Source organism: Streptomyces aureus (assembly GCF_001418135.1).
Lineage (GTDB): Bacteria > Actinomycetota > Actinomycetes > Streptomycetales > Streptomycetaceae > Streptomyces > Streptomyces aureus_A.
This window is the reverse complement of sequence record NZ_LIPQ01000100.1, coordinates 24,680-36,707: the sequence shown is the minus strand read 5'-3', so window position 1 is coordinate 36,707 and position 12,028 is coordinate 24,680. Positions and strand designations below refer to the sequence as shown.

The window sequence follows — 12,028 nt, the reverse complement described above, 5'->3', positions numbered from 1 at the left end:
CGGCGGTACGGCGGTACGGCGATGGGGAAGGTGGCGGTACGGCGATGGGAGAGGTGCGGCACGGCGGCGGGGCGGTGCGGCGATGGGGAGAGGCGCCAAAACGACAGGGCCGGGCGCGGTGTCCAAGCAGTCGGGCCGGGCGCGGCGTCGAGGTGGCCGGGCGCTGCGCGCGTCGAATTCGGCCCCGCCGGTGTCCGGTGGGCCTGATGTTCGTCTCCCGGGTGATGTCCGAGGGTCAAGGGCCGAGGGCCGGGGGCCGCGGCCTGGGAGTCAAGGGCCGGGAGCCGGGAGCCGCGGCCTGGGAGTCAGGGGCCGGGAGCCGGGAGCCGGGAGCCGGGGGCCGGCAGCCGGCCCTCGCCGGTGCCCGGCGGGTCGGCCGCCTACTCCCGGGGCCGCCCCGTGGACCCGCGTACCACCAGCTCCGCCGGGACGCGGGCCAGGCCGCCCGCCGGGGGGTCCTCCGTGCCCATCGCCAGGCGGCCCGCCCGTGTCCCCGCCTCGTGCAGCGGCAGATGGACCGTCGTCAGGGACGGGACCGCGTCCACCGAGAACGGGAGGTCGTCGAAGCCCGCCACGGACACGTCGCCCGGGATCGACAGGCCGCGTTCCCGCAGGGCCGCGCAGACGCCGAGGGCGACCGTGTCGTTGGCGGCGACGACCGCCGTGAGGTCCGGGTCGCGGGCGAGGAGCTCGGCCGTGGCCCGGTAGCCGGCCTGCCGGTCGTACGGGCTGTGGACCGTCGGCCCCTCCGCGACCCCCGCCGCCGTGAGCGCCGCCCGGTGGCCCTCCAGGCGGTGCCGGGTCGTCGTCCGGTCGGCCGGGCCGGCCGCGTAACCGATGCGCCGGTGGCCGAGTTCGAGCAGGTGCTCGGTGAGGCGGCGCGCGCCGCCCCGGTTGTCGAAGACGAGCGCGGCGGCGTTCGCGTCGCCGGTGACCGGCGGGCGCCCGCAGAGCACGACCCGGGTCCCCGCCTCCGCCAGCTTGGCCAGCTTGCCGGTCGTCGCCGCCAGGTGCGCGGGGTCCTCCAGGGAGCCGCCCATGAGGATCACGGCCGCGGCCCGCTGCCGTTGGAGCAGCGTGAGGTAGGTCAGCTCGCGTTCGGGGGAGCCGCCGGTGTTGCAGACGACGGCGAGCTTCTCGCCGCCGCCGCGCCCCGATCCGCCCTCCCCGATGGAGCTCTGCGCGGCGCTCGCCATGATCCCGAAGAACGGGTCGGCGATGTCGTGGACGAGGACGCCGACGAGGTCGGAGGTGGCGGCGGCGAGTGAGCTGGCGGGCCCGTTGAGCACGTAGTCCAGTTCGTCCACGGCCCGCAGGACCCGCTCGCGGGTCGACTCGGCGACCGGGTAGTTGCCGTTGAGGACGCGGGACACGGTGGCGGGCGAGACCCGTGCGCGAGCGGCCACGTCCGCCAGGGTGACGGTCATCGTGTGCGTACCTCCAGGGCCTTGTCGACGGCGATGTCGGCAGGCTAGCGTCATCGCCGATGGAAAGCGCTTTCTATCGAGGCGCGGAACACCGGGAGAGGAACTTTTCGTGACACGCAGGACAGTCCGCATCGCCATGAACGGCGTCACCGGGCGCATGGGCTACCGCCAGCATCTGGTCCGTTCGATCCTCGCCCTGCGCGAACAGGGCGGCCTCGACCTCGGCAACGGCGAGACCCTCTGGCCCGAGCCGGTCCTCGTCGGCCGCCGCGAGCCCGCCCTGCGCGCGCTCGCCGAGCGCCACGGCCTCACCGAGTGGTCCACCGACCTCGACGCCGTCCTCGCCGACGACACCGTCGACATCTACTTCGACGCCCAGGTCACCTCCGCCCGCGCCGAGGCGATCACCAAGGCCGTCCACGCCGGCAAGCACGTCTACACCGAGAAGCCCACGGCCGCCGACCTCGCCGGCGCCCTTGAGCTCGCCCGGCTCGCCACCGGGAAGGGCGTCAAGCACGGAGTCGTCCAGGACAAGCTGTTCCTGCCGGGCCTGCTCAAGCTCAAGCGCCTCATCGACGGCGGCTTCTTCGGCGAGATCCTGTCCGTACGCGGCGAGTTCGGCTACTGGGTCTTCGAGGGCGACTGGCAGGACGCCCAGCGCCCCAGCTGGAACTACCGCTCCCAGGACGGCGGCGGCATCGTCGTCGACATGTTCCCGCACTGGGAGTACGTGCTCCACGAGCTCTTCGGCCGCGTCACCTCCGTCACCGCCCAGGTCGCCACCCACGTCCCGCGCCGCTGGGACGAGCAGGGCAAGCCGTACGAGGCCACCGCCGACGACGCCGCCTACGGCATCTTCCAGCTGGAGGGCGGCGCCATCGCCCAGATCAACTCCTCCTGGACCGTCCGCGTCAACCGCGACGAACTCGTCGAGTTCCAGGTCGACGGCACCCACGGCTCCGCCGTCGCCGGACTGCGCAACTGCCGCGTCCAGCACCGCTCGGCGACGCCCAAGCCCGTCTGGAACCCGGACATCCCGGCGACCGAGCCCTTCCGCGACCAGTGGCAGGAGGTCCCCGACAACGCCGAGTTCGACAACGGCTTCAAGGCCCAGTGGGAGCTCTTCCTGCGGCACGTCGTCCTCGACGAGCCGTACCACTGGGACCTCCTCGCGGGCGCCCGCGGCGTCCAACTCGCCGAACTCGGCCTGAAGTCCGCCGCCGAGGGCCGTCGCCTCGACGTCCCGGAGGTGAGCCTGTGATCCGCCTGCCCGAAACCGGCGGCGGCGTACGGGAGTACGCGCCGCGCACCGAGCCGCCGACCCTGGGCGGGAGCGGCCCCCTGACCTCCCGAACGGTCTTCTCCGCCGCCCACGTCGTCGCCGACCCGTACGCCGACACCACCCCCGACTCGCCCGCGGCGGTCGACTGGGACGCCACCCTCGCCTTCCGCCGCCACCTCTGGTCCCACGGCCTCGGGGTCGCCGAGGCCATGGACACCGCGCAGCGGGGGATGGGCCTCGACTGGACGGGGGCGGCCGAGCTGATCCGCCGCAGCGCGGCGGAGGCCAAGGCGGTCGGCGGCCGGATCGCCTGCGGCGTCGGCACCGACCAGCTCGCCGGACCGGAAGGGCTCACCGTCCCCGCCGGCCTGGCGGCGGTCCGCAAGGCGTACGAGGAGCAGCTCGCGCTCGTCGAGGAGACCGGTTCCCAGGCCGTCCTGATGGCCTCCCGCGCCCTCGCCGCGGCGGCGTCGGGCCCGGAGGACTACCTCGATCTGTACGGCCACCTCCTCCGCCAGGCGAGCGAGCCGGTCGTCCTGCACTGGCTCGGCCCGATGTTCGACCCGGCGCTCGACGGGTACTGGGGCTCGGCCGACCTGGACACCGCGACCGAGACGTTCCTCCAGGTCATCGCCGCACACCCGGACAAGGTCGACGGCATCAAAATCTCCCTCCTGGACGCCCGGCGCGAGGTCGAACTGCGCCGCCGTCTCCCGGAGGGCGTGCGCTGCTACACGGGCGACGACTTCCACTACCCGGAGCTGATCGCGGGGGACGAGCAGGGCTTCAGCCACGCCCTGCTGGGCATCTTCGACCCGCTGGCGCCGCTCGCGGCGGAGGCGGTACGGACTCTCGACACGGGCGATGTGGACGGTTTCCGTGCCGCCCTCGATCCGACGGTCGCCCTGTCCCGGCACCTCTTCCGGGCGCCGACCCGCTTCTACAAGACGGGAGTGGTCCTCCTCGCCTGGCTCGCCGGCCACCAGGACCACTTCACGATGGTCGGCGGCCTGCAGTCCGCCCGCTCGCTGCCGCACCTCGCGAAGGCGTACGAACTGGCGGACGGCCTGGGCCTGTTCCCGGACCCGGCGCTCGCGGAGTCGCGCATGCGCTCCCTCCTGACGGTCCAGGGAGGCCTGTGATGAACCTCGACCGTTTCAGCGTCAACCAGATGACCGTCAAGCAGCTGTCCCTCCCCGACCTCGTCGCCCACTGCGTCCGGCTCGGCATCCCGGGCGTGGGACTGTGGCGCGAGCCGGTCCAGGAGTACGGCGTCGAGGCGGCGGCCGCCCTCGTGCGGGACGCGGGCCTGACGGTCACCACCCTCTGCCGCGGCGGGTTCTTCACCTCGGACGGCTGGGAGGAGGAGAACCGTACGGCGATCGACGAGGCGGTCACGCTCGGCACGGACACCGTCGTCCTGGTCTCCGGCGGCCTCACCCCCGCCTTCCCGGACCTGCCCTCGGCTCGCGCCCGCATCACCGAGGCGATCGGCGCCCTGGCCCCCTACGCGGGCGAACGCGGAATCCGCCTGGCCGTCGAGCCCCTCCACCCCATGTACGCCGCCGACCGTTGCGCGGTCTCCACCCTGGACCAGGCGCTGGCCGTGGCCGAACACTTCCCGCCCGAGCAGGTGGGCGTGGTGGTCGACACGTACCACCTCTGGTGGGACGACCGCGCCCCGGCGGCGGTGGAACGCGCGGGCGCGTCGGGCCGCATCCACTCCTTCCAGCTCGCCGACTGGACCACCCCCCTCCCGGCCGGCGTCCTGACCGGCCGGGGCCAGCTGGGCACCGGTGCGATCGACCTGCGGGCCTGGGCCGACCTGACGGAGAAGGCGGGCTGGACGGGCCCGGTGGAGGTGGAGATCTTCAACGACGCCCTGTGGTCGAGGGACGGCGTCGAGGTCCTGGAGGAGACGCTGGAGGCCTTCCTGGCGGTGTGAGGACCTGGGCGGGTGGACGGTCACCCACCCAGGTGGGTCCACCGAACCCGAAGGACAGGGCCTAGGGGTTCGTGACTCGGTCGGCCACGGAGAAGTCGGTCTCGCAGTCCGGGCACGTCGCGCTCCCGAAGACGAAGGTCAGCAGGTGTGCGACGTCGTGTTGCCCGTCGGTGAGCGCGATGTCGTGAAGACGCCGACCGAGGCCCTCCAGACCCGCGGGACTCGTCGGCCGGAGCGGCCGGGTCTCGATGCTGTCGTCCGACAGCGCGTAGTCCTCGCCGGTGCAGAAGAACCCGGGCTCACCGAGGACGATGAACAGCTCGGTTTCGCAGCCGGGACAGGAGACTTCGTACTCCTCGTTCCCGAGCCCCCAAGCCAGGTCCTCGCTCCACCCCGCGATGCCCTCGAAGCCGAGCATGGACTCCAGGAGATCGATGTACTCGGTGCGATGGGTCGCCGTCCGGAGATGGCGGTTCACCGATGCCAGCAGGTTCGCGATGTCCGCCGAGTGCTGTGTGCGGACGTCGCCGGCTCCGTGCGGCTGCTCGGCGCCGGCCATGATGGCACCCGCCAGGTTCAGGGCGTTCACGGCTTGAACCCGGTCTTCGCTGTCAGCCATGTCGGCCAGCCAGGGCAGCGCCGCGAAGCTGGCCGAGTAGACGCTGCCCTGATGGCAGAGTGCGGACCACAGGTCGTTCCAGAGCCCCGGCTCGGGCTCGGACGCGATGCGTGCCAGCAGGGCGGGCACGTCTTCGGCGGAGCCGTAGGCGTGGCTCAGTCGCGGCCAATCCGTCATACCGGGGATCTCATCACACCTGCGGCTGCGAGAAACCACGGGACGGCCGCTCTGTCGGTGGCGGGCGATAGCCTCCCAGGCATCGGAGACGCAGGAAGCCAGGTGGGGCATGCCCGGTAGGGGAGTTGAGTCGCAGCAAGGCGGTCGCCAGGGTGTTTGTGAAGTGACCGGTGTCCTGGAGCGGATCACCTACGCCAACGAGGAGAGCGGGTACACGGTCGCCCGCGTCGACACCGGGCGCGGGTCCGGGGACCTGCTCACCGTCGTCGGGGCGCTGCTCGGGGCGCAGCCGGGGGAGTCGCTGCGGATGGAGGGCCGTTGGGGCTCGCACCCGCAGTACGGGAAGCAGTTCACCGTCGAGAACTACACGACCCTGCTGCCCGCCACGATCCAGGGCATCCGCCGCTATCTCGGCTCGGGTCTCGTCAAGGGCATCGGCCCCGTCTTCGCCGATCGCATCACCCAGCACTTCGGCCTGGACACCCTCCAGATCCTGGAGGAGGCCCCCGGCCGGCTGATCGAGGTCCCGGGCCTGGGCCCCAAGCGCACGAAGAAGATCAGCGCGGCCTGGGAGGAGCAGAAGGCGATCAAGGAGGTGATGGTCTTCCTCCAGGACGTCGGCGTCTCCACCTCCATCGCGGTCCGGATCTACAAGAAGTACGGGGACGCCTCGATCTCCGTCGTGCGGAACCAGCCCTACCGGCTCGCCGCCGACGTCTGGGGCATCGGCTTCCTCACCGCCGACAAGATCGCCCAGGCCGTGGGCATACCCCACGACAGCCCCGACCGGGTGAAGGCCGGCCTGCAGTACGCCCTCTCGCAGTCCAGCGACCAGGGGCACTGCTTCCTCCCCGAGGAGCGGCTGATCGCCGACGCGGTGAAGCTCCTCCAGGTCGACACCGGGCTTGTCATCGAGTGTCTCGCCGAGCTGGCCGAGGACCCCGAGGGGGTCGTACGGGAGACGGTGCCGGGTCCCGAGGGGACGCCGGTCACCGCCGTGTACCTGATCCCCTTCCACCGGGCCGAGCTGTCGCTCGCCGGACAGCTCCGGCGGCTGCTGCGGGCCGACGAGGACCGGATGCCGGGCTTCCGGGAGGTGGCCTGGGACAAGGCCCTCGCCTGGCTCGCGGACCGGACGGGGGCCTCGCTCGCGCCCGAGCAGGAGGAGGCCGTCCGGCTCGCGCTCACCCGGAAGGTCGCCGTGCTCACCGGAGGCCCCGGCTGCGGCAAGTCGTTCACGGTCCGCTCCATCGTGGAGCTGGCCCGCGCGAAGAAGGCCAAGGTCGTTCTCGCCGCTCCCACCGGGCGGGCGGCCAAGCGGCTCGCCGAGCTGACCGGTGCCGAGGCCTCCACCGTCCACCGGCTCCTCGAACTCAAGCCGGGCGGCGACGCGGCCTACGACCGGGACCGGCCGCTCGACGCGGACCTGGTCGTGGTCGACGAGGCCTCCATGCTCGACCTGCTCCTGGCGAACAAGCTGGTCAAGGCGGTGGCACCGGGGGCCCATCTGCTCCTGGTGGGCGATGTGGACCAGCTCCCGTCGGTCGGCGCGGGCGAGGTCCTCGGCGATCTGCTCGCCCCGGGAAGCCCCGTACCGGCGGTCCGGCTGACCCGGATCTTCCGTCAGGCGCAGGAGTCCGGCGTCGTCACCAACGCGCACCGGATCAACGCCGGCACCCCGCCGAAGACCGAGGGCCTGCCGGACTTCTTCCTCTTCGTCGAGGAGGAGACCGAGGACGCCGCCCGGGTCGCCGTGGACGTCGCGGCCCGGCGGATTCCGGCCAAGTTCGGCCTCGACCCCCGCCGTGACGTGCAGGTCCTCGCCCCCATGCACCGGGGCCCGGCCGGCGCCGGCTCGCTCAACGGACTGCTGCAGCAGGTCATCACCCCGGGCCGCCCCGATCTGCCGGAGAAGCGGTTCGGCGGCCGGGTCTTCCGCGTAGGTGACAAAGTCACCCAAATCAGGAACAACTATGACAAGGGGGCCAACGGCGTCTTCAACGGCACCGTCGGCGTCGTGACCCAGCTGGACCTCGTCGAGCAGAAGCTGACGGTACGGACGGACGAGGACGAGGAGGTGCCGTACGACTTCGACGAACTGGACGAGCTCGCCCACGCGTACGCGGTCACCATCCACCGTTCGCAGGGCAGCGAGTATCCGGCCGTGGTGATCCCGGTCACCATGAGTGCCTGGATGATGCTTCAGCGGAACCTGCTCTACACGGCCGTGACCCGGGCGAAGAAGCTCGTGGTCCTCGTGGGCTCCCGGCGGGCGATCGCCCAGGCGGTCCGGACGGTCTCCGCGGGCAGACGCTTTACCGCACTCGCCTTCCGGCTCGCAGGCGGTGCCCCCGTGTGAAAGATCACGGAGGACTACCGGAACCGGGGCGAAGGGGGCAGGATATGAAGGTTGGCGGCACTGAGTGCCGCCGATTGGCCCAATGGTCGACCCCGAGTGCACTCTCCTGAGCCAAATGGGGGATGGTAGAGACAGTCAGGGCACCTCGAAGAAGAGGCACTACGTCGGTGAGGGATGACGTGAGCGACAACTCTGTAGTACTGCGGTACGCGGACGGTGAATACACCTACCCGGTGGTCGAGAGCACCGTCGGCGACAAGGGCTTCGACATCGGGAAACTCCGAGCCCAGACCGGTCTGGTCACCCTGGACAGCGGATACGGCAACACCGCCGCCTATAAATCCGCGATCACCTACCTCGACGGTGAGCAGGGGATTCTGCGGTACCGCGGTTACCCCATCGAGCAGCTGGCCGAGCGCTCCACCTTCCTTGAGGTGGCGTACCTGCTGATCAACGGTGAGCTGCCCAAGGTCGACGAGCTGGCGACCTTCAAGAACGAGATCACGCAGCACACGCTCGTCCACGAGGACGTCAAGAACTTCTTCCGCGGTTTCCCGCGGGACGCCCACCCGATGGCGATGCTGTCCTCGGTGGTCTCCGCGCTGTCCACCTTCTACCAGGACAGCCACAACCCGTTCGACGAGGAGCAGCGTCACCTCTCCACGATCCGGCTGCTCGCGAAGCTGCCGACGATCGCGGCGTACGCGTACAAGAAGTCGATCGGCCACCCGTTCGTCTACCCGCGCAACGACCTCGGGTACGTCGAGAACTTCCTGCGCATGACCTTCTCGGTCCCGGCGCAGGAGTACGACCTGGACCCGGTCGTCGTGAACGCGCTCGACAAGCTGCTGATCCTGCACGCGGACCACGAGCAGAACTGCTCGACCTCCACCGTGCGTCTGGTCGGCTCCTCGCAGGCGAACATGTTCGCCTCGATCTCCGCCGGCATCTCGGCCCTGTGGGGCCCGCTGCACGGTGGCGCCAACCAGTCGGTCCTGGAGATGCTCGAGGGCATCAAGGCCAACGGCGGCGATGTCGACTCCTTCATCCGCAAGGTGAAGAACAAGGAGGACGGCGTCCGCCTGATGGGCTTCGGCCACCGGGTGTACAAGTCCTTCGACCCGCGCGCCAAGATCATCAAGGCGGCGGCGCACGACGTCCTCTCGGCCCTCGGCAAGTCCGACGAGCTGCTGGACATCGCGCTCAAGCTGGAGGAGCACGCGCTCTCCGACGAGTACTTCGTCTCGCGCAACCTCTACCCCAACGTGGACTTCTACACGGGCCTCATCTACCGCGCGATGGGCTTCCCGACCGAGATGTTCACCGTGCTCTTCGCGCTCGGCCGCCTGCCCGGCTGGATCGCCCAGTGGCACGAGATGATCAAGGAGCCCGGCTCCCGCATCGGCCGCCCGCGCCAGATCTACACCGGCGAGGTCCTCCGCGACTTCGTCCCGGTCGAGGCGCGCTAGAGCCTTCGCCTCGGACGCTCTCGTAAAAAGAGGAAGCGCCCCGCCGTCGATCCCCCCACGGGTCGACGAGCGGGGCGCTTCCCATGTCCCGGTGCGGATTCCCCCCACGGGATCCGGGCCGGGCGTCTGCGGGTGTCGCAGAAGCTACGCGGGTCGGCGCGGCGCGGTCTGCCGGGGTACGTACGGGAGGGCCGCTCAAAGCTCCCCGGTGCACGTGCCCCGGCCAACGCTTGCCTGGAACGTCCCCCAAGACATTCCATGAACGTCCCCCAAGACGTTCTCGGCATCGCCCACTTAGACTCGCGAACAGCCCAGATGGTTACCCCCCAATATCTGTGATCTAGGTCTCTTTGTGAAGGTCCTGTGCGTCACGCGTGGGTGAATTCACGTGAAGCGGCGGAGACGAAGACTGTTGGACACGACGAAGACGGACGAAAAGGCCATCGCCAGGCCCGCGATCATCGGGTTCAGAAGTCCGGCCGCCGCGAGCGGCAGCGCCGCCACGTTGTAGCCGAAGGCCCAGCCCAGATTTCCCCTGATCGTCGCCAGGGTGCGGCGGGCGAGCCGGATCGCGTCGGCCGCGACCCGCAGGTCGCCCCGTACCAGGGTCAGATCGCTCGCCTCGATCGCCGCGTCCGTGCCCGTCCCCATCGCCAGGCCCAGGTCCGCCGTCGCGAGGGCCGCCGCGTCGTTCACCCCGTCGCCGATCATCGCGACCGTCCGGCCCTCCGCCCGGAGCCTCCGGACCACCTCGGCCTTCTCCTCCGGCAGCACCTCGGCGATCACCTCGTCGATGCCGACCTCCGCCGCCACGGCCTCCGCCACCGCCCGGTGGTCCCCGGTGAGGAGGACCGGCCGCAGCCCGAGGCCGCGCAGCCGGGCCACCGCCTCCGCGCTGGTGTCCTTGACGGTGTCCGCGACGGTCAGGGTGCCCCGGGCGACCCCGTCCCAGGCGACGTGGACGGCGCCGGGCTCCGCACCCGCCGGCGCGTCGACGCCCTCCGCCGTCAGCAGCGCGGCACGGCCGACGAGGACCAGGTGGCCGTCGACCGAGCCGCGGACGCCGAGTCCGGGGACGTTCTCGAAGGTCTTCGGTACGGGGAGCTCCCCGCAGCGCTCGGCGGCGCCGGCCGCGACCGCGCGGGCCACCGGGTGCTCGGAGGAGTGCTCCAGGGCGCCCGCCAGCCGCAGCAGCTCGGTCTCGTCGGTGGCGTCGGTGCCGTACTTTCCGCCGTACACGCGCACACCGGCGAGCCGCATGCGGCCGGTGGTGACCGTGCCCGTCTTGTCGAGGACGATCGTGTCGACGCGGCGGGTGGACTCCAGGACCTCGGGGCCCTTGATCAGGATGCCGAGCTGGGCGCCCCGGCCGGTGCCGACCATGAGCGCGGTCGGGGTCGCGAGGCCCAGGGCGCAGGGGCAGGCGATGATCAGGACGGCGACGGCGGCGGTGAAGGAGGCCGTCGGGTCGTCGGTCAGCAGCAGCCAGGTGACGAGGGTGCCGAGCGCGATGAGCAGCACGACCGGCACGAAGACGGCGGAGATCCGGTCGGCGAGCCGCTGCACCTCGGCCTTGCCGTTCTGGGCGTCCTCGACGAGCTTCGCCATCCGGGCGAGCTGGGTGTCGGCGCCGACGCGGGTGGCCCGGACGACGAGCCGGCCCGAGACGTTGACGCAGCCGCCGGTGACGTCGCTGCCCGCGGCGACGTCCAGCGGCAGTGACTCGCCGGTGAGGAGGGAGGCGTCGACGGCCGACGCGCCCTCGGTGACGGTGCCGTCGGTGGCGATCTTCTCCCCGGGCCGTACGACGAAGAGGTCGCCGGTCCGCAGCGCGGCGACCGGCACGCGCACCTCGGTGCCCGTCCGTCGCCCGCCGCCCCCCTCGGCCGAGAGCGCTTCGCGCTCGCCCCCTTCGAAGCGCAGGACGGCCACGTCCTTGGCGCCGAGTTCCATCAGGGCCCGGAGCGCCGCGCCCGCCTTCCGCTTGGCGCGGGCCTCCAGGTAGCGGCCGAGGAGGATGAAGGTGACGACCCCTGCCGCGACCTCCAGATAGATCGCGGACGAGGTCTGGGAGCGGTCGACGGTCAGGTCGAAGCCGTGCCGCATGCCGGGCATGCCCGCGTCGCCGAGGAAGAGGGCCCAGAGCGACCAGCCGAAGGCGGCGAGGGTGCCGACCGAGACGAGGGTGTCCATGGTGGCGGCGCCGTGCCGGAGGTTGGTCCAGGCGGCCCGGTGGAAGGGCAGCCCGCCCCAGACGACGACGGGGGCGGCGAGGGTGAGGGAGAGCCACTGCCAGTTGTCGAACTGGAGGCTCGGGACCATGGCGAGCAGGACGACGGGCGCGGAGAGCAGGGCGGAGACGGTGAGCCGCTGCCGGAGGGCGGCGAGCTCGGGGTCCGGGGCAGGCCCCTGCTCCTCCGGTGCGGCGGTCGGCTCGGGCTCCGGCGGCGGGGGTTCCTCCGCCGTGTAGCCGGTCTTGACGACGGTGGCGATCAGCGCGTCGACCCCGACCTCCGGGGGGTGCTCGATCCGCGCCTTCTCCGTGGCGTAGTTGACGGTCGCGGTCACCCCGTCGAGGCGGTTGAGCTTCTTCTCGACGCGGGCCGCGCACGAGGCGCAGGTCATCCCGCCGATCGTCAGCTCGGTGACCGCGACATCGACGGGGGGTGCGGTGGTGCTGGAGGTCATGTGCGGTTCCAAAGGGGAGCAGGGCCGTACCCGGTAACGGTACGGCCCTGCGGCGTGTGGAC

Annotated in this window: 8 protein-coding genes; 5 read left to right on the top strand and 3 right to left on the bottom strand. The window is 71.5% G+C overall.

The window, feature by feature from the left end:
* Positions 1 to 380 precede the first annotated feature (380 nt).
* Positions 381 to 1,427, bottom strand: a complete 1,047-nt coding sequence (locus AOK00_RS10505; protein ID WP_055600039.1) for a LacI family DNA-binding transcriptional regulator — start codon at positions 1,425 to 1,427, stop codon at positions 381 to 383.
* A gap of 109 nt (positions 1,428 to 1,536) precedes the next feature.
* Here AOK00_RS10505 and AOK00_RS10500 point away from each other — a divergent pair, with 109 nt between their 5' ends.
* The 3 genes from AOK00_RS10500 to AOK00_RS10490 are packed head-to-tail and all read left to right on the top strand — an operon-like array spanning position 1,537 to position 4,654.
* The gene (locus AOK00_RS10500; RefSeq protein WP_055600038.1) at positions 1,537 to 2,688 is read left to right on the top strand and encodes a Gfo/Idh/MocA family protein; all 1,152 of its coding nucleotides are present in this window, start codon (positions 1,537 to 1,539) and stop codon (positions 2,686 to 2,688) included.
* Positions 2,685 to 3,851 carry a dihydrodipicolinate synthase family protein gene (locus tag AOK00_RS10495; RefSeq protein WP_055600037.1) on the top strand — a complete coding sequence of 389 codons (1,167 nt, stop codon included), beginning with the start codon at positions 2,685 to 2,687 and terminating at the stop codon, positions 3,849 to 3,851. The genes AOK00_RS10500 and AOK00_RS10495 overlap by 4 nt, the downstream gene beginning before the upstream one ends.
* Positions 3,851 to 4,654, top strand: a complete 804-nt coding sequence (locus AOK00_RS10490) for a sugar phosphate isomerase/epimerase family protein (protein ID WP_055600036.1) — start codon at positions 3,851 to 3,853, stop codon at positions 4,652 to 4,654. Before AOK00_RS10495 ends, AOK00_RS10490 begins: the two co-directional genes overlap by 1 nt.
* 61 nt (positions 4,655 to 4,715) lie before the next feature.
* Here the strand turns inward: AOK00_RS10490 and AOK00_RS10485 are convergent, their stop codons facing one another.
* Positions 4,716 to 5,450 (bottom strand): hypothetical protein, encoded by a 735-nt coding sequence (locus AOK00_RS10485; RefSeq protein ID WP_055600035.1) that lies wholly within the window; start codon positions 5,448 to 5,450, stop codon positions 4,716 to 4,718.
* Between the two features lie 163 nt (positions 5,451 to 5,613).
* Between AOK00_RS10485 and recD2 the strand changes: the two genes are divergently transcribed.
* Together recD2 and AOK00_RS10475 are read left to right on the top strand one after the other, a co-directional pair.
* The gene (gene recD2 / locus AOK00_RS10480; RefSeq protein WP_254047308.1) at positions 5,614 to 7,809 is read left to right on the top strand and encodes an SF1B family DNA helicase RecD2; all 2,196 of its coding nucleotides are present in this window, start codon (positions 5,614 to 5,616) and stop codon (positions 7,807 to 7,809) included.
* 179 nt (positions 7,810 to 7,988) lie between these two features.
* A complete protein-coding gene (locus tag AOK00_RS10475) occupies positions 7,989 to 9,278 on the top strand; it encodes a citrate synthase (RefSeq protein WP_026057844.1) in 1,290 nt (429 codons plus the stop codon).
* A 384-nt stretch (positions 9,279 to 9,662) separates the two neighbouring features.
* On the opposite strand, the gene AOK00_RS10470 is transcribed toward AOK00_RS10475, so the two are convergent.
* Positions 9,663 to 11,966, bottom strand: coding sequence for a heavy metal translocating P-type ATPase (locus AOK00_RS10470; RefSeq protein WP_055600033.1), 2,304 nt, complete (start codon positions 11,964 to 11,966; stop codon positions 9,663 to 9,665).
* Positions 11,967 to 12,028: the final 62 nt, after the last annotated feature.